Source organism: Curtobacterium sp. MCBA15_009 (assembly GCF_001864895.1).
Taxonomy (GTDB): Bacteria; Actinomycetota; Actinomycetes; order Actinomycetales; family Microbacteriaceae; genus Curtobacterium.
This window is the reverse complement of record NZ_MJGO01000023.1, coordinates 336,476-353,705: the sequence shown is the minus strand read 5'-3', so window position 1 is coordinate 353,705 and position 17,230 is coordinate 336,476. Positions and strand designations below refer to the sequence as shown.

The 17,230-nt window shown below is 71.3% G+C and carries 15 protein-coding genes; all 15 read left to right on the top strand.

The window, feature by feature from the left end; genetic code table 11:
• Nucleotides 1-30 precede the first annotated feature (30 nt).
• Nucleotides 31-1,800 carry a peptidoglycan D,D-transpeptidase FtsI family protein gene (locus tag BIU97_RS07300; RefSeq protein WP_083404571.1) on the top strand — a complete coding sequence of 590 codons (1,770 nt, stop codon included), beginning with the start codon at nt 31-33 and terminating at the stop codon, nt 1,798-1,800.
• A 14-nt stretch (nt 1,801-1,814) separates the two neighbouring features.
• Complete coding sequence (locus tag BIU97_RS07295; RefSeq protein ID WP_071256198.1) at nt 1,815-3,440, top strand: Mur ligase family protein; 1,626 nt, start codon at nt 1,815-1,817, stop codon at nt 3,438-3,440.
• Complete coding sequence (locus tag BIU97_RS07290) at nt 3,437-4,942, top strand: UDP-N-acetylmuramoyl-tripeptide--D-alanyl-D-alanine ligase (RefSeq protein ID WP_071297322.1); 1,506 nt, start codon at nt 3,437-3,439, stop codon at nt 4,940-4,942. Before BIU97_RS07295 ends, BIU97_RS07290 begins: the two co-directional genes overlap by 4 nt.
• Nucleotides 4,939-6,042 (top strand): phospho-N-acetylmuramoyl-pentapeptide-transferase, encoded by a 1,104-nt coding sequence (gene mraY / locus BIU97_RS07285; RefSeq protein WP_071297321.1) that lies wholly within the window; start codon nt 4,939-4,941, stop codon nt 6,040-6,042. The genes BIU97_RS07290 and mraY overlap by 4 nt, the downstream gene beginning before the upstream one ends.
• Nucleotides 6,032-7,564, top strand: coding sequence for a UDP-N-acetylmuramoyl-L-alanine--D-glutamate ligase (gene murD / locus BIU97_RS07280; RefSeq protein ID WP_083420845.1), 1,533 nt, complete (start codon nt 6,032-6,034; stop codon nt 7,562-7,564). The genes mraY and murD overlap by 11 nt, the downstream gene beginning before the upstream one ends.
• A complete protein-coding gene (gene ftsW, locus BIU97_RS07275) occupies nt 7,527-8,795 on the top strand; it encodes a putative lipid II flippase FtsW (RefSeq protein ID WP_071254540.1) in 1,269 nt (422 codons plus the stop codon). The genes murD and ftsW overlap by 38 nt, the downstream gene beginning before the upstream one ends.
• On the top strand, nt 8,792-9,940 hold the full coding sequence (murG, locus tag BIU97_RS07270; RefSeq protein ID WP_254782934.1) for an undecaprenyldiphospho-muramoylpentapeptide beta-N-acetylglucosaminyltransferase: 1,149 nt from the start codon (nt 8,792-8,794) through the stop codon (nt 9,938-9,940). Before ftsW ends, murG begins: the two co-directional genes overlap by 4 nt.
• Entirely contained in the window at nt 9,937-11,340 is a 1,404-nt protein-coding gene (gene murC, locus BIU97_RS07265; protein WP_071297319.1) for a UDP-N-acetylmuramate--L-alanine ligase, read from the top strand. The genes murG and murC overlap by 4 nt, the downstream gene beginning before the upstream one ends.
• Nucleotides 11,337-12,557, top strand: coding sequence for an FtsQ-type POTRA domain-containing protein (locus tag BIU97_RS07260; RefSeq protein ID WP_139195939.1), 1,221 nt, complete (start codon nt 11,337-11,339; stop codon nt 12,555-12,557). Before murC ends, BIU97_RS07260 begins: the two co-directional genes overlap by 4 nt.
• A gap of 156 nt (nt 12,558-12,713) precedes the next feature.
• Nucleotides 12,714-13,877, top strand: a complete 1,164-nt coding sequence (ftsZ, locus tag BIU97_RS07255; protein ID WP_071254545.1) for a cell division protein FtsZ — start codon at nt 12,714-12,716, stop codon at nt 13,875-13,877.
• 8 nt (nt 13,878-13,885) lie between these two features.
• Nucleotides 13,886-14,611, top strand: a complete 726-nt coding sequence (locus BIU97_RS07250; protein ID WP_071254547.1) for a YggS family pyridoxal phosphate-dependent enzyme — start codon at nt 13,886-13,888, stop codon at nt 14,609-14,611.
• 43 nt (nt 14,612-14,654) lie between these two features.
• Nucleotides 14,655-15,230 carry a cell division protein SepF gene (locus BIU97_RS07245; protein WP_071254549.1) on the top strand — a complete coding sequence of 192 codons (576 nt, stop codon included), beginning with the start codon at nt 14,655-14,657 and terminating at the stop codon, nt 15,228-15,230.
• A gap of 68 nt (nt 15,231-15,298) precedes the next feature.
• Nucleotides 15,299-15,595, top strand: a complete 297-nt coding sequence (locus tag BIU97_RS07240; RefSeq protein ID WP_071254551.1) for a YggT family protein — start codon at nt 15,299-15,301, stop codon at nt 15,593-15,595.
• Nucleotides 15,596-15,779: 184 nt separating this feature from the next.
• A complete protein-coding gene (locus BIU97_RS07235; RefSeq protein ID WP_071297318.1) occupies nt 15,780-16,481 on the top strand; it encodes a DivIVA domain-containing protein in 702 nt (233 codons plus the stop codon).
• A gap of 2 nt (nt 16,482-16,483) precedes the next feature.
• On the top strand, nt 16,484-17,164 hold the full coding sequence (lspA, locus tag BIU97_RS07230) for a signal peptidase II (protein WP_083404574.1): 681 nt from the start codon (nt 16,484-16,486) through the stop codon (nt 17,162-17,164).
• The last annotated feature ends 66 nt before the right edge of the window (nt 17,165-17,230 follow it).

Here is a 17,230-nt window from a genome sequence, read left to right as displayed (position 1 = left end):
CCCAGCACCACCCCGGGAAGGACCGCACGCGTGACCAGGACGATCCGCAACCGCCGACTGCGCTACAGCATCGTGATGCTCGCCGTGATCGCCCTGGTGGGCGTCTTCGTGGTGCGGCTCGTCGACATCCAGGTGGTGCAGGCGGCCGAGATGAACAAGCAGTCGGCGGCGAAGCGCAGCATCCCGGTGACCGTCTACGGCACCCGCGGGTCGATCGTCGACCGCAGCGGCACCGCCCTGGCGGACAGCGTGACGCGCTACAACATCACCACCGCGCCCCGGCTCGTCAAGAAGTTCACGGGCAAGCTCGGCGGCACGCGCAAGAAGCAGGTCTCGGTCGACACGGCGCTCCAGGCCCTCGCGAAGGCGTCCGGGGGCGACGCAGCGACGATGCGGCAGAACATCGCGGCGGACCCGCGGTCGAACTTCGCGTACCTGGTGAAGGGCCTCGACGTGAAGCACTTCGAGGCGGTGCGGGCGCTCGAGATCCCGTGGGTCTACAAGGAGCAGCAGGCGGCCCGGGTCTACCCGGCTGGGGCGACGACCGGCAACCTGACCGGCTTCATGGGCACCGACGGCGCGCAGGCCGGCCTGGAGTACGCGTACAACCGGTGCCTCGCGGGCACGAACGGTTCCGAGACGTACGAGCGCGGCGAGGACGGCGTGCAGCTGCCCGGCAGCACCGTGACGAAGACGAAGGCCAAGGACGGCGGCACCCTCCACACCACGATCGACAGCGACCTGCAGTACATGGCGCAGCAGACGATCGCGTCCGCCGGCAAGGAGCTGCAGGCGGAGTCGGCGACGGCGACGGTGACGAGCGTCAAGACCGGCGAGATCCTGGCGGTCGCCGACTGGCCGACCGTCGACCCCAACGACGTCGACGCCACCACGGACAAGGGTGCCTTCGGCTCGCGGGCGCTGACGGCCTCGTACGAGCCGGGCTCCACGATCAAGGCCGCCATCGCCGCGGCGCTGCTCGACCAGGGCAAGTCGAGCCCCACCGACCAGGCCGTCGTGCCCTACTCCCGCACGTTCCCCTGGGGCGGCCGCATCCAGGACTCGGAGTTCCACCAGACCGAGAACCTGACCCTGACCGGCATCCTGCAGAACTCGTCGAACGTCGGCATCACGGAGCTCGGCGAGCGGCTGACGCCCCAGCAGCGCTACGACTACATGAAGAAGTTCGGCCTGTTCGAGCCGGAGAGCGCGATCGACTACCCGGGCCAGCCGTCGATGGACTACGGCTCGACGCCGGACTGGGACCAGCAGACGAACATCAACTCGATGTTCGGCCAGGGCATCTCGACGACGGCCGTGCAGGTCGCGAGCGTCTTCCAGACCATCGCCAACGACGGCGTGCGCATCCCGCTGCACTTCGTCACGGGCTGCACCACCGCCGACGGCACGACGATCGACGCGCCCGACGTGCAGAAGCAGCGCGTCGTGTCGGCGTCCGCCGCGGAGCAGACCACGCAGATGCTGCAGAGCGTCGTGACGGGCGGCACGCTCGTCGGCATGGAGCGGATCTCCGGCTACAACATCGCCGCCAAGACCGGTACGGCCGAGGTCGCCGAGGGCTCGAAGGGCTACGGCGGACAGCGCATCACGTCGGTGGCCGGAATGGCACCCGCCGAGGACCCCCAGTATGTTGTCACGGTGACGTTCACGAAGCCGCAGACCAACAAGTGGTCCAGTGGTGCGGCTCCGGCGTTCCGAACCCTCATGTCCCAGGTGCTCGAGAAGTACCGAGTAGCCCCCTCCACGACGCCGGCGAAGCTCTACCCGTCGACGTGGTGAGGAAGAAGGAACACTTGTCCGCACGGATCCCCCCGGTCCTCCGACCCGAACACCCGACCCCGAGGGCCGTCGCCGAACTCGCCAACGCCTTCGGCATGCGAGTCGTCGGCTCGGTCGACGCCGTCGAGACGACCGGTGTCACCCTGAGCGCCACGGAGGTGCAGCCGGGCGACCTGTTCGTCGGTGTGCACGGCGCCAACCGCCACGGTGCGCAGTTCGCGACCGAGGCCGCCGAGCGCGGTGCCGTCGCGGTCCTCACCGACCAGGACGGCGTCGCACTCGTCGAGCCCTCCGGCCTGCCGGTGCTCGTCGTCGACGACCCGCGCGCCGCCCTCGGCGACGTCGCGGCCTGGGTCTACCGCACGCACCCGGACGAGGCGACCGACCTGCCGCAGCTGTTCGCCGTCACCGGCACGAACGGCAAGACGAGCACGTCGTACATCCTCGAGGGGATCCTCAAGCAGCTCGGCCTGGTCACCGGCCTCAGCTCGACCGCGGAGCGCCACATCGGTTCGCTCAGCGTCACGAGCCGCCTGACCACGCCCGAGGCCAGCGAGATGCACGCGCTCCTCGCCCGGATGCGCGAGAGCGAGGTGCGCGCGGTCGCGGTCGAGGTCAGCGCGCAGGCCCTCAGCCGCCACCGGGTCGACGGGATCGTCTTCGACGTCGCGGCGTTCACGAACCTGTCGCACGACCACCTCGACGACTACGCCGACATGGAGGAGTACTACCAGGCGAAGCTCCCGCTGTTCCAGCCCGAGCACGCCCGTCGCGGCGTCGTCTCGCTGGACACCGACTGGGGCCACCGCGTGGTGCAGGACTCCCGCATCCCGGTCACCACGATCACCGTGCACCCGGACGTCGAGGCCGAGTGGCACGTCGACATCGTCGAGGCGCACGCCGCGTACACCGAGTTCCGCCTGACCGGTCCCGAGGGCCGCGAGCTGACCACCCGCGTGCCGCTCATCGGCTGGCACATGGCCGCGAACGCCGCGCTGGCGATCGTCATGCTCGTCGAGGGCGGCTTCGAGCTCGGCGCGATCGCCCAGGCGCTCGAGACGAACCACCGGCAGTACGCCGACCAGGGCGACGACCGTCCGGTGTCCGCGATCGAGTGCTACCTGCCCGGTCGCACCGAGCGGGTGTCCGGCGAGCACGGCCCGAGCGTCTACGTCGACTTCGGCCACAGCGCCGACGCCTTCGAGAACACCCTCGCCGCGGTCCGCCAGTTCACGGCCGGCCGGGTCCTCATGCTGTTCGGCGCCGACGGCGACCGCGACACGACCAAGCGCGGCGACATGGCGCGCGTGGCAGCTGCCGGCAGCGACGTCCTCGTCGTCACCGATCACCACCCCCGCTTCGAGGACGCCGCGTCGATCCGGAAGACCCTGGTCGACGCCGCACGCGAGGCCTACCCGGACCACGAGCTGTACGAGGTGAGTCCGCCCGAGGCGGCGATCCGCAAGGCGGTGAGCCTGCTCGGCGAGGGCGACTCGATCCTCTGGGCCGGTCCCGGCCACCAGGACTACCGCGACATCCAGGGCGTCCGCACGCCGTACTCCGCCCGCGACGAGGCCCGTGCGGCCCTGCGCGAGGCCGGCTGGGAGCCGAACGCCGGCCCGGCGGAGGACATCCGATGATCGCCCTGACCCTCGCCGAGATCGCCCGCGCGGTCGACGGCGAGCTGATCGGCGGTGCCCAGGCGACCGACGTCGCCGAGCCCGGCGACCTCGTCGTCGACGGCTCGGTCGAGACCGACTCGCGCCTGGTCCGCCCCGGCAGCGTCTTCTTCGCCCTGCCCGGCGAGGTCACCGACGGACGTCGCTTCGTGCCCGCCGCGACCGAGGCCGGCGCAGCACTGGTGATCACACCCGAGCGCGTCGACACGACCGCGCCGCAGATCGTCGTCGCCGACGGGTACGCCGCCCTCGCCGCGCTCGCGCACGAGGTCGTCACGCGCGTCCGGACGGCCTCCGCCGACCGGGTCGACGCCGAGGGCCGCCCGGCGCCCCTGCGCGTCGTCGGCATCACCGGTTCCAACGGCAAGACGAGCACGAAGAACATGCTCCGCACGATCCTCGAGCAGCACGGCGAGACCGTCGCGCCGCAGGGGTCGTTCAACAACCACGTCGGCGCACCGATCTCGATGCTCCGCGTCACGTACGACACCCGGTACCTCGTGGTCGAGATGGGGGCGAGCGGCGTCGGCCACATCGCCAAGCTCGTCTCGATCGCCGAGCCGGACACCGGTGTCGTGCTCAAGGTGGGCCTGGCGCACGCCGGCGAGTTCGGCGGCATCGAGGCGACGCAGCGCGCGAAGTCCGAGATGGTCACCGACCTGCCCGCGACCGCCACCGCCCTGCTCAACGTCGACGACGACCGGGTCGCGTCGATGCGCGACCTGACGGCCGCCCAGGTGGTCGGCTTCGGCACGTCGGCGGACGCCGACTACCGCATCACCGGCATCGAGACGGACCGCAGCGGCACCCGCTTCACCCTCACCGCGCCTCCCGTACCAGCGGACGACCCGTCTGCAGACGGCGGCCGACCGGGAGGCCCGGATCACGTCGACGTGCGCCTCGCGATCCTGGGTGAGCACCACGCCATGAACGCGTCCGCCGCGCTCACGGTCGCCCATCAGTGGGGCGTCCCGCTCGCCGACGGCGCCGCGGCGCTCGCGTCGATGACGCGTGCCGAGCGCTGGCGCATGGAGCTGCTCCAGGGCGGCCCCGAGGGCGTGACCGTCATCAACGACGCGTACAACGCGTCGCCCGACTCCACCGCGGCGGCGCTGCGGACCCTGGCGCAGATCGTGCGTCCGGGGGAGCGGACCGTCGCCGTGCTCGGCGAGATGGCCGAGCTCGGGGAGTACTCCGTCGAGGAGCACGACCGCATCGGTCGGCTCGTCGTCCGCCTCGGCATCGGACAGCTCGTGGTCGTCGGCCGCGGCGCGATGCCCATCCACCAGGCCGCCACCCTCGAGGGATCGTGGGACGGCGAGTCCGTGTACATCGAGGACGTCGACGACGCCGTCCACACCCTGCAGGACATGCTCCGCCCCGGCGACGTGGTCCTCGTCAAGTCCTCGAAGTCTGCCGAACTGCGATTCCTCGGCGACCGCCTCGGAGGTGTCACCAAATGATCGCGCTCCTCGTCGCCGGCGCTGTGTCGCTGGTGTTCACGTTGCTGCTCACCCCGTTCTTCATCAAGCTGTTCCACCGCCTCGGCTGGGGACAGTTCATCCGTGACGACGGTCCGCAGTCGCACCACACCAAGCGCGGGACCGCCACGATGGGCGGCATCGTGCTCATCATCGGTGCGGTCATCGGGTACTTCGTCGGGCACCTGGTCGGGGGCGACTCGGTCACGCTGTCCGGCCTGCTCGTCCTGTTCCTCATGGTCGGGCTCGGGTTCGTCGGCTTCATCGACGACTTCCTCAAGGTCCGGCGGCAGCGCAGTCTCGGCCTCGGCGGCTGGGCCAAGGTCCTCGGCCAGGTCATCGTCGGCGTGATCTTCGCCACGATCGCCCTCGTCGTGCCGACGTCGAACGGCAAGCCGCCGGCGTCCACGATGATCTCGGCGATCCGCGACGTCCCGTGGCTCGACTTCATGGCGCTCGGCACCGTCATCGGCACCGTGCTGTTCCTCGCCTGGATCGTGCTGCTCACCGTGTCCACGTCGAACGGCGTGAACGTGGCGGACGGCCTCGACGGCCTCGCCACCGGGTCGAGCACCCTGGCGATCGGCTCGTACGTCATCATCGGCTTCTGGCAGTCGAACCAGCTCTGCGGCGGAGCGCGTCTCGACGAGCGGGCCGCCGACGCCTGCTACACGGTGTCGAACCCGCTCGACCTGGCGGTCGTCGCCGCCGCGGTCTGCGGTGGGCTCATCGGCTTCCTCTGGTACAACACGTCGCCAGCGCAGATCTTCCTCGGTGACACCGGCTCGCTCGGTCTCGGCGGAGCACTGGCGGGTCTCGCGATCCTCAGCCGCACCGAGCTGCTGCTCGTCCTCATCGGTGGCCTGTTCTTCATCGTCACCGGCTCGGTCATCCTGCAGCGGGCGTACTTCAAGATCACGCACGGCAAGCGCATCTTCCTGATGAGCCCGCTGCACCACCACTTCGAGCTGAAGGGGTGGGCCGAGGTGACCGTCGTGGTCCGCTTCTGGATCATCGCCGGCCTCTTCGTCGCCGCCGGTGTCGGCCTCTTCTACCTCGAATGGATCGCCCGTGTCGGCTGACCGTCTCGCCTCGCTCGACAGCTGGTACGCCGAGGGGTGGAAGGGACTGGACGTCGCCGTCCTCGGCCTCGGTGCCACCGGGTTCTCGGTGGCCGACACGCTCGTCGAGCTCGGCAGCGCCGTGACGGTCTACTCGACCGACGCGCCGTCGGACAGCGTCGAGCTCCTCGACGTCATCGGCGCGCGGTTCGTGCAGACGCCGCTCGACGCGGTGCCGGACGCCCTCGTGCAGCAGGCGCCGGACGTCGTCGTCGTGTCGCCGGGCCTGCCCCCGCACAACCCGACCGTGCAGTGGGCCGTGGCGAACAGCGTCGTCTGGGGCGACATCGAGCTCGCCTGGCGCGTGCGCGACAAGGTCGTCCGCGGCCCGGTCGCGGCGCCGTGGATCACGATCACGGGCACGAACGGGAAGACCACGACCACGCAGCTCACCACGGCGATGTACGAGGCCGGCGGGCTGCGGGCGGTGGCCTGCGGCAACATCGGCGTGCCGGTGCTCGACGTCGTCCGCGACCCGGACGGCTACGACGTGCTCGTCGTCGAGCTCTCCAGCCACCAGCTGCACTACATGGCGACCTCCGGCGACGGCGCGGTCGTGCCGCTCGCGAGCGCCTGCCTGAACATCGCGGACGACCACCTCGAGTGGCACGGCTCCGCCGAGGCCTACCGCGCCGCCAAGGCCAAGGTCTACGAGCGCACCGTGATGGCGTGCGTCTACAACACGACCGACGAGGTCACCCGGCACATGGTCGAGCAGGCCGACGTGGTCGAGGGCTGCCGGGCCGTCGGCTTCACGCCCGGTGTGCCGGCACCCGGTGACGTCGGCATCGTCGAGGACGTCCTCTGCGACCGAGCCTTCACCGAGGACCGCCGGAACAGCGCCTTCGAGCTCGCGACCCTCGCCGACCTCGAGGTCGCCGGGCTCGCCAGCCCGCACATGACGATGAACGTGCTCGCCGCAGCGGCCCTCGCCCGGGCCGGCACCGTGCAGCCGAACGCGATCCAGGGCGCCGTGCGCGCCTTCCGAGCCGACCACCACCGCACCGAGCGCGTCGCCGAGTCGGGCGGGATCGCCTGGGTCGACGACTCGAAGGCGACGAACCCGCATGCGGCGACGGCGTCGCTCGCCTCCTTCGACACGGTCGTGTGGATCGTCGGCGGCCTGTTCAAGGGCGTCGACGTCGACGGGCTCGTCGCCCGCTTCGGCCCCGACGTCCGCGCCGTCGTCGTGATCGGGACCGACCGCACGCCGGTCCTCGAGGCATTCGCGCGACACGCGCCCACGGTGCCGGTGCTCCAGGTGGAGACGACGGACACTGATCAGGTCATGCCCGAGGCGGTCCGGCATGCCGCATCGGTCGCGAGGCCGGGCGACACGGTCCTCCTCGCCCCGGCGGCCGCGTCGTTCGACCAGTTCGGCTCCTACGCCGACCGGGGGCAGCGCTTCGCGGCGGCGGTCCACGAGCACCTGGGAGGAGACGCGGATGGCGACCACACCGACGGATCTCCCGAACAGCCGTAACGCACGGCCCACGGGGACGTCCCGACGGACGAACGGCGCGATCGTCGCCGTCAAGAACGTCTTCGTCGCCGAGTCCGGCACCTTCTACGCGATCCTCGGCGTGACCCTGTTCCTCGTCGTCTTCGGGGTCGTCATGGTCCTGTCGTCGTCGAGCGTCGAGCAGTACGCCGCCACCCACGACTTCTTCGGGGCGGCATCGCGCCAGGGGCTGTACGCCGTGCTCGGCGTGCCGCTCATGCTCATCGCGAGTCGCGTGCCGGCACGCTGGTGGCGGAAGTGGGCCATGCGACTGCTCGGAGCAGCCCTCGTGCTGCAGCTGCTCGTCTTCACGCCGCTCGGTCTGGACATCCAGGGCAACCGGAACTGGATCAAGATCGGGGAGTCCTTCACCGCGCAGCCGTCCGAGGTCGTCAAGCTCGGACTCGCGCTCGGCATCGGCGCGATCATGTACGTCAAGCGGGACAAGCTCGACGACTGGAAAGAGGTCTTCATCCCGATCGGGATCGCCTCGATGGTGTCGCTCGGGCTCGTCGTCCTCGGTGGCGACCAGGGCACCGCGATGATCATGCTCCTGCTGGTCCTCGGCGCCCTCTACGTCGGCGGTGCCCGCGCGCGGCACCTGCTCGTCGGGGTCCTCGCCTTCGCGGTGATGCTGCCGTTCGTCACGATGGCGTCGAGCTCCCGCCGGGTGCGCATCGACGCGTGGTTGTCCGGCTGCACCGACTCGAACGCGTTCCAGGACCTCTGCTGGCAGCCCGTGCACGGCATGTGGGCGCTGGCATCAGGCGGCGTCTTCGGCGTCGGGCTCGGCAACTCCAAGGCGAAGTGGTCGTGGCTGCCCGAGGCCGACAACGACTACATCTTCGCGATCATCGGCGAGGAGCTCGGGCTGATCGGTGCGATCGTCGTGCTCGCCCTGTTCGTGGTGCTCGCCATCAGCATGATGAAGGTCATCCGCCAGTCGCGCGACCCCTTCGTGAAGACCGTCACCGGCGGCGTGCTGGCGTGGATCATCGGCCAGGCGCTCGTCAACATCGCCGTGGTGCTCGGGCTGCTGCCCGTGCTCGGCGTCCCGCTCCCGCTCATCTCCGCCGGTGGGTCGGCGCTCATCATGACGCTCGTCGCGATCGGCGTCGTGCTGTCCTTCGCGCGCGACCTGCCCGGCAAGCACGACCCGCGGCCGACGACCGCACCCCTCGACGGCACCACCACGAACGGACGACTCCGGTGAGCAAGTACCTCTTCGCCGGCGGCGGCACCGCCGGCCACGTCAACCCCCTGCTCGCGGTCGCCGACCGCCTGACCGACCGCGTGCCGGACGCCGAGGTGCTCGTGCTCGGCACCGCCGAGGGCCTGGAGTCCCGACTCGTGCCGATGCGCGGGTACGAGCTGCGGACGATCCCGCGCCTGCCGTTCCCGCGCCGCCTGAACGGTGCGGCCCTGCGGTTCCCGCAGCGGTTCGCCGCTGCGGTCAGGCAGACCGAACAGCTCATCCGCGACGAGCGGATCGAGGTCGTGCTCGGGGTCGGCGGCTACGCCGCCGCACCCGCCTACATCGCAGCCCGGCGGACCGGCACGCCGATCGTCGTGCACGAGCAGAACGCCAAGCCCGGGCTCGCGAACCGACTCGCGGCGTTCCTCACCGAGCACGTCGGCTTGACCTTCTCGAACACGCGGCTGCGCCACGGCCGGGTCGTCGGCATGCCGCTGCGCCGCGAGATCGAGTCGCTCGACCGTCGAGCGTCGCGGGCCGAGGGCCTCGCCGAGTTCGGACTCGACCCGGACCGCCCGGTGCTGCTCGTCACCGGTGGGTCGTCGGGCGCCCGGAGCATCAACCGGACCGTCAACCGGTCGGCGGCGGCCATCGTCGGTGCCGGCTGGCAGGTGCTGCACGTCGTCGGTGCGAAGTCGGACATCGGGCCGAGCGACCTCGACGGGTACCACGTGCTGCCCTACTGCGACCGCATGGACCTGGCGTACGCGGCGAGCGACTTCGTGGTGTCGCGCTCCGGCGCCGGCATGGTCTGCGAGCTCACCGCCGTGGGGCTGCCGAGCGTGCTCGTGCCGTACCCGGTCGGCAACGGCGAACAGCGGCACAACGCGAAGGACGTCGTCGACGCCGGCGGCGCGGTGCTCGTCGCCGACGGGGAATTCGACCAGGACTGGGTGACGTTCCAGCTCCTGACGATCCTGCAGGACCGCTCCCGCATCGCGGACATGACGGTCCGCGCGGGCAGTGTCGGCCACCGCGACGGAGCGGACCGCATGACCGACCTCGTCCTCGACGCGGCGAAGCACACGCAGCACGGAGTCGGGCACGCGCCCGACGGGACCGGGGACGCGCCCCGCCCCGCCAGCACCACGGAGGAAGCATGACCATCAAGCCGGACCTGACGCAGCCGATCCCGGACGACCTCGGCACGGTGCACTTCGTCGGCATCGGCGGCTCCGGCATGAGCGGCATCGCGCGGATGTTCCTCGCGGCCGGCCACCGGGTGTCCGGCAGCGACGCCCGTGAGACCGACACCACTGGTGCGATGCGCGACCTCGGCGCGACGGTGCACATCGGGCACGACGCCGCCAACCTCGCCGACGCCGACACGGTCGTCGTCACGAGCGCCCTCTGGCCGGACAACCCCGAGCTCCTCGAAGCGCAGCGCCGCGGCCTGCCGGTCCTGCACCGGTCGCAGGCCCTCGCCGCCCTCATCGCCGAGCGCCGCCTCGTCGCGGTCGCGGGTGCGCACGGCAAGACCACCTCGACCGGCATGATCGTCACCGCGATGGTCGAGCTCGGCCTCGACCCCAGCTACGTGAACGGCGGGGTCATCCAGTCCCTCGGCACGAGCTCGGCCCCGGGTTCGAGCGACCTGTTCGTCGTCGAGGCGGACGAGTCCGACGGCTCGTTCCTGCTCTACGACGTCGCCGTGGCGCTCGTCACGAACGTCGACGCCGACCACCTGGACCACTACGGCAGCGAGGAGGCGTTCACCGAGGCCTTCGTCGAGTTCGCCGCGAAGGCGAGCGAGCGCGTCGTCATCTCGAGCGACGACGCCGGCGCGAAGACGGTCACGGCCGGCATCCGCCAGCGCCCGGACGCCCCCGAGGTCGTCACCTTCGGCGAGGCCGTCGACGCGGACGTCCGCATCGAGGGCATCACCGAGTCCGCCGGCGTCGAGGTCGACTTCCGTGCCGGTGGCGAGGCGCACCACCTGACCCTCCGCGTGCCCGGCCGGCACAACGCGATCAACGCCGTCGGCGCCTTCGCGGTCCTGACCGGCCTCGGCGTCGCCCCGGCCGACGCGATCCGCGGGCTCGAGGCGTTCGGCGGCACCCAGCGCCGCTTCGAGCTGCACGGGGTCGAGCGCGGCGTCTCGGTCTACGACGACTACGCCCACCACCCGACCGAGGTCGCCGCGGCGCTCAAGGCCGCCCGCAACGTCGTCGGCGACGGCCGGATCATCGCGATCCACCAGCCGCACCTGTACTCACGCACCCGCCTGATGGCCGGGGACTTCGCGAAGGTCTACGAGGAGCTCGCCGACCACACGGTCGTCCTCGACGTCTACGGCGCCCGCGAGGACCCGGAGCCCGGCGTCACCGGCGCCCTCGTGCAGGAGCGCTTCGCCGACCAGTCGCGCGTCGAGTTCCTGCCCGACTGGGACGAGGCGGCGGCCCGCGCGGCCGCGGTCGCCGAGGACGGCGACATCATCATGACGCTGAGCTGCGGCGACGTGTACCGGATCATCCCGCAGGTGTTGGGAGCGCTGTCCCGGTGAGGCGACCCGAGGGATTCGACGAGGGGGACGCCCGCGCGGACGCCCCGGCCGAGGACGCCGCGGCGCTCCGGCAGCGTCGTGCCCCCTCGATGCCGCGGCTGCCGTTCCGCGGCCGCTCGACGGACGGCCAGGAGGCCCGGCCGGCGTCCGACGCGGCCGTCGCGTCCGACGACGCCCCGGCCCCGACGTCCGCCCCGGCACCCGAGGACACCGCCGGTTCCGCGCGGGACCGCGTCGGCGCCATCGCGGGTGCTGCCGGCCGCCGCTTCGGCGCCGGGCTGTCCACCGTCGCCGACCGGCTGCGCGAGTACACGCCCGACGAGGACCACGAGTCGCATCCGCGGGTCGAGGGCGCACGCAGGGTCGAACCGGCGACGGGCGACTCCCAGGTCACCGACGTGCTCACGTCGCCCGTCGGCACCGGGGTCCGCGCCGCCGAGACCGCCCGCGAGGCACGGATCGCGAAGCGCCGCCGTCGGCTCCTCGAACGCGCCGAGGTCCGGCGGTTCACCCGCAGGAGCCGCCACCGTCGTGCTGCGTGGATCACCGCGGCGGGCATCGTCGTCGTGCTCGGCGCGTCGATCCTGGTCGCCGTGTACTCGCCGCTCATGGCGCTCCGCACGATCGAGGTGAAGGGGACGAACCGCGTCGACGAGTCCGCGCTGCGGCAGGCACTGTCGGACCAGGTGGGCACGCCGCTCGCCAGACTCGACTTCGACGCGATCAAGCGCGACGTCGCTGGGTTCCCGCTCATCGAGAGCTACGTGACCGAGGAAGCCCCGCCGCACACGCTCGTCATCACGGTCACCGAGCGCACCCCGGTCGTCGCCGTGAAGTCGGGGAGCACGTTCGACCTCGTCGACCCGGCGGGCATCGTCGTGCAGTCGTCGCCCAAGCGCCCGGACACGATGCCGCTCGCCGACATCGCGCGTGCGGAGCTCGGGTCGATGAGCTTCCGCACGATGACCGAGGTCGTGCTCGCGCTGCCGTCCTCGGTGCGGTCGCAGGTCACCCGGGTCGCCGGCTCGACGGCCGACGACGTGACGCTGACGCTGCGCGACAAGTCGACGGTCGTGTGGGGGAGTCCCGACGACCCGCGGGCGAAGGCCGCGCTGCTCGCCGCCCTCGTCGAGGACCACGAGGCGAGGAACCCCGGCGTCGTCGTCGAGTACGACGTGTCCGCCCCGGACAACGGCGTCATCCGCGCGAAGCGGTGAGCGGCGGAGAAATGCCGGGCGCGATCGGCGACACGCGGCGTGGCGAGGCGACAGTGCGCCGAGCGCACCCGTAGCGTCGGAGCCAGCACCACAACTACCAGCATTGCCCCTGAACTTCAAGTAGAGGTTGAGGGTTCGACCGGAGGCCTGACTGACGTGACCACGAACCACAACTACCTCGCCGTCATCAAGGTCGTCGGTGTCGGCGGCGGCGGCGTCAACGCCGTCAACCGGATGATCGAGCTCGGCCTGCGTGGGGTCGAGTTCATCGCGATCAACACCGACGCCCAGGCGCTGCTCCTCAGCGACGCCGACGTCAAGCTCGACGTCGGCCGCGAGATCACCCGCGGCCTCGGTGCCGGCGCGGACCCCGAGGTCGGCCGTCGCGCCGCCGAGGACCACGCCGAGGAGATCGAGGAGGCCCTGGCGGGCGCCGACATGGTCTTCGTCACCGCCGGCGAGGGCGGCGGGACCGGCACGGGTGGTGCTCCCGTCGTCGCGCGCATCGCGAAGTCGATCGGCGCGCTGACCATCGGTGTCGTCACGAAGCCGTTCAGCTTCGAGGGCAAGCGCCGCCAGTCCCAGGCCGAGAACGGCGTCGCCGGGCTGAAGGACGAGGTCGACACGCTCATCGTCGTCCCGAACGACCGCCTGCTCGAGATCAGCGACCGCGGCATCTCCATGGTCGAGGCCTTCGCGACCGCCGACCAGGTGCTCCTCGCCGGCGTGCAGGGCATCACCGACCTCATCACCACCCCGGGTCTCATCAACCTCGACTTCGCCGACGTGAAGAGCGTCATGCAGGGTGCGGGATCCGCGCTCATGGGCATCGGCTCGTCGCGCGGCGCCGACCGCGCCATCAAGGCCGCGGAGCTCGCGGTGGCGTCGCCGCTGCTCGAGGCCTCGATCGACGGCGCGCACGGCGTGCTGCTCTCGATCCAGGGCGGCTCGAACCTCGGCATCTTCGAGATCAACGACGCGGCCCGCCTCGTGCAGGAAGCCGTCCACCCCGAGGCGAACATCATCTTCGGTGCCGTCATCGACGACACCCTCGGCGACGAGGTCCGCGTGACGGTCATCGCCGCCGGCTTCGACGGTGGCGAGCCCACCACGCAGCAGAAGGAACGTCGCTCGAGCTACGTCGACCCCGAGTCGAGCGCGACGGTCCCCGTCGCCGCGTCGACCGGTGCGATCGAGGACTCGAGCACGTCGAGCCCGTCCTGGGCCTCCCAGGAGCACCAGCCGCCGGTGCAGCGCGCCGCCGACCCGGCCTTCGACGACGACGCCGACGAGCTCGACGTCCCCGACTTCCTGAAGTAACCGTCTCCTTGGCAGCCGAACCGCGCCTCCAGACCGCCTCGTCCCACGACGACGGACTGGAGGCGCGTGTTGCGTCCGTCAGGGCAGGCATCGCCGACGCGGCGCGAGCCGCGGGGCGGTCGGTGGACGAGCTGACGCTCGTCGTCGTCACGAAGTACCACCCGGCCTCGCTGGTGCGCGAGCTCGCCGCACTGGGTGTCACGGACGTGGGGGAGAACCGCCACCAGGAGGCGCAGGCGAAGGCGGCGGAGCTCGCCGACCTGCCGCTCACCTGGCACTTCGTCGGGCAGCTGCAGTCGAAGAAGGCCCGTCAGGTCCGCCGGTACGCCGACGTGGTGCAGTCGCTCGACCGCGACTCGGTCGTCGACGCCTTCGCCCCGACCGAAGCCGAGCCGTCGCCGCGGATCCTCGACGGGTTCGTGCAGGTGAACCTGACGGACGACCCCGGCCGTGGCGGTGTCCAGCCGGACGACGTCGAGGCGATGGTCGCCCGGGTGCTCGCCACGGGGACGATCCGGTTGCGCGGGGTCATGGCGGTCGCACCGCTCGACGAGGAACCGCGTCGCGCCTTCGCCCGGCTCCGCACCGTCTCCGACCGCGTGGTGTCGCTCGAGCCGACGGCGACCGACATCTCGGCGGGCATGAGCGGCGACTACGCCGACGCCGTCGCCGAGGGCGCGACACACCTGCGGATCGGTACCGCAATCACGGGAAACCGGCCGGTCGCGCCCTAGCCTCGACTCAGGGCATCCACGAGCAGACACCTCCGGAGGAACCATGGCCAACCCGCTGAAGAAGACGATGGTCTACCTCGGCCTCGCCGACGAGGAACTCGACTACGAGGACGAGCAGCCGCAGCAGGCACCCGCACGCCAGCAGGCCGCGGCCGCTCCGGCTGCTGCCCCGGCCGCCGCTCCCGCTCCGGAGACCCCGGCCGCCGCGCCCGCAGCAGCTCCGGCTGCCGCCGCGCCGGCCCCGACGAAGACGCACACCCACCAGCGCGGCGCCCAGGTCACCCCGCTCCGCCGCGCGAACACGACCGCACAGAAGGCGACCCCGGTCCAGGAAATGAACGAGATCCTCACCGTCCACCCCCGCGAGTACAAGGACGCGCAGTCCATCGCCGAGAGCTTCCGTGACGGGATCCCCGTCATCATCAACCTCTCGCAGATGACCGAGGGCGACGCGCGCCGCATGATCGATTTCGCCTCCGGGCTCTCGCTCGGCCTGTTCGGCAAGATCGAGCGCGTCACGAACAAGGTCTTCCTGCTCTCGCCCGCCCACGTCGCAGTGAGCGGTGAGCCTGCTGAGGTAGAGTCCGACATCGAGGCGAACTTCTTCGCCCAGCCCTGAGTCCCAGGCGCACCCGCCCCTGAGCGCCGTCCCCGGACGGCACTCGCACGAGACGAGCGAGCCACACCGTGTCCGCGATCTTCACGCTCCTGTACTACGTCCTGCTGCTCTACTTCCTGGTGATGTGGGGCCGGTTCGCGCTCGACCTGGTGCAGAGCTTCAACCGCTCCTGGCGTCCGCGCGGAGGCCTGCTCGTGGTGTCCGAGTTCGTGTACACGGTCACGGACCCGCCGATCCGGGCGGTCCGCCGGGTGCTCCCGCCGCTCCGGCTCGGGCCGATCGCGCTCGACTTCGGCTGGACGATCGTCATGCTCGTGACGATCATCCTCATGCGGCTCATGCCCTTCCTGGCCGCCGTCGTCTGACGACCGCGGTCGTCGCGACACGCGCCACGCCGCGCGGGCGGCACGGTTCCGCCCCACCGTCGGTGTACGGTGGTCGGGATCGATGCCGCGTCCGCGTGGCATCCGCGCCACCCGGTTCGACTGGTACATTCGGTCCGACCCGAAGTGGTTCCACACGTTCAGCAGTTCTATTGAGGTGACGGCAATGGCTTTGACGCCGGAAGACGTAGTCAACAAGCGGTTCCAGCCGACGAAGTTCCGCGAGGGCTACGACCAGGACGAGGTCGACGACTTCCTCGACGAGGTCGTCGTCGAGCTCCGTCGCCTGACCGCGGAGAACGACGAGCTCCGTCAGCGCCTGCAGGCTGCCGAGTCGGCCAGCCCCGCGCCGTCGCTCGAGAAGTCCGAGCAGCCCGCTCCGGCCGCCGAGCCCGAGCCCGCCCCGGTCGAGGCAGCACCGGAGCCCGCTCCGGTCGCCGCCGCTCCGGCCCCCGCCGCCGCTCCGGTGTCGACGGTCCCGGCCGACGAGGACACCGAGGGCACCACGAACCTGCTCACGCTGGCTCGTCGTCTGCACGAGGAGCATGTCCGCGAGGGCATCGAGAAGCGCGACGCGCTCATCGCCGAGGGCACCGCGCAGGCCGCCCGCCTGGTCTCCGAGGCCGAGGCGAAGCAGCGTCAGATCATCGCCGACACCGAGAACACCAACCGTCAGCGCGTCGCGGTGCTCGACCAGGAGCGCACGCAGCTCGAGGGCAAGATCGACGAGCTCCGCACCTTCGAGCGCGACTACCGTGCGCAGCTCAAGAGCTACATCCAGGGGCAGCTCTCCGAGCTCGACTCCTCGGGCGAGCAGTCCTCGGGCCTCGCCCCCGCGCCGGCATCGGCGCAGGGCTTCGGCAACTGACGTTGTCCCGTCCGACCTCACCGGCGAAGGTCAGTGCCCGCGCGATCGCGGGCCTGGCCTTCGCCGCTGTCGTGGTGGTGGCCGCCGACCAGATCGCGAAGGCGCTCGTCGTCGCACACCTGCCGTACGGCACACCCGTGCCCGTCCTCGGCGGCGCACTCCAGTTCCTCTACGTCCGCAACCCCGGTGCCGCGTTCTCGTTCGCGGTGAACATGACCTGGGTCTTCTCGGTCATCTCGGCCGCGGTCGTCGTGGGCATCATCGTCTTCGCCCGCCGCATCCGGTCGATGTGGTGGGCCATCGTGCTCGGCATGCTGCTCGGCGGCGCGCTCGGCAACCTGGTCGACCGCCTGTTCCGTGAGCCGGGCTTCGCGCGCGGCCACGTCGTCGACTTCATCTCGACGCCGTGGATGATGCCGGCCATCTACAACGTCGCCGACTCGTTCATCTGCATCAGCATGGTGGTCTTCGTGCTCCTCGTGGTGCTCGGCGTGAACCTCGACGGCACCCGCACGGTGTCGACGAAGCGTGCCGCCGCGGCGGGGACCGACCCGGCCGCGCCGCTCGACGGCGGGGCCGCGTTCGCACCCGCGCCGACGGCAGCCGACGCGCCGGAGCCGGACCGGGCCTCCCGCTCGGAGCAGCACGACCGACGCGACACCCTGGGGCACGACGCCACGTGACCGAGAGCCGTTCCCTGCCCGTCCCCGACGGGCTCGCCGGTGAGCGCGTCGACGCCGCCATCGCCA

Bases quoted from the DNA above. Each gene is read 5' to 3' on its own strand.
- BIU97_RS07290 (WP_071297322.1), top strand. From the start codon at position 3,437: ATGATCGCCCTGACCCTCGCCGAGATCGCCCGCGCGGTCGACGGCGAG.
- mraY (WP_071297321.1), top strand. From the start codon at position 4,939: ATGATCGCGCTCCTCGTCGCCGGCGCTGTGTCGCTGGTGTTCACGTTG.
- ftsW (WP_071254540.1), top strand. From the start codon at position 7,527: ATGGCGACCACACCGACGGATCTCCCGAACAGCCGTAACGCACGGCCC.
- murC (WP_071297319.1), top strand. From the start codon at position 9,937: ATGACCATCAAGCCGGACCTGACGCAGCCGATCCCGGACGACCTCGGC.
- BIU97_RS07245 (WP_071254549.1), top strand. From the start codon at position 14,655: ATGGCCAACCCGCTGAAGAAGACGATGGTCTACCTCGGCCTCGCCGAC.
- BIU97_RS07235 (WP_071297318.1), top strand. From the start codon at position 15,780: ATGGCTTTGACGCCGGAAGACGTAGTCAACAAGCGGTTCCAGCCGACG.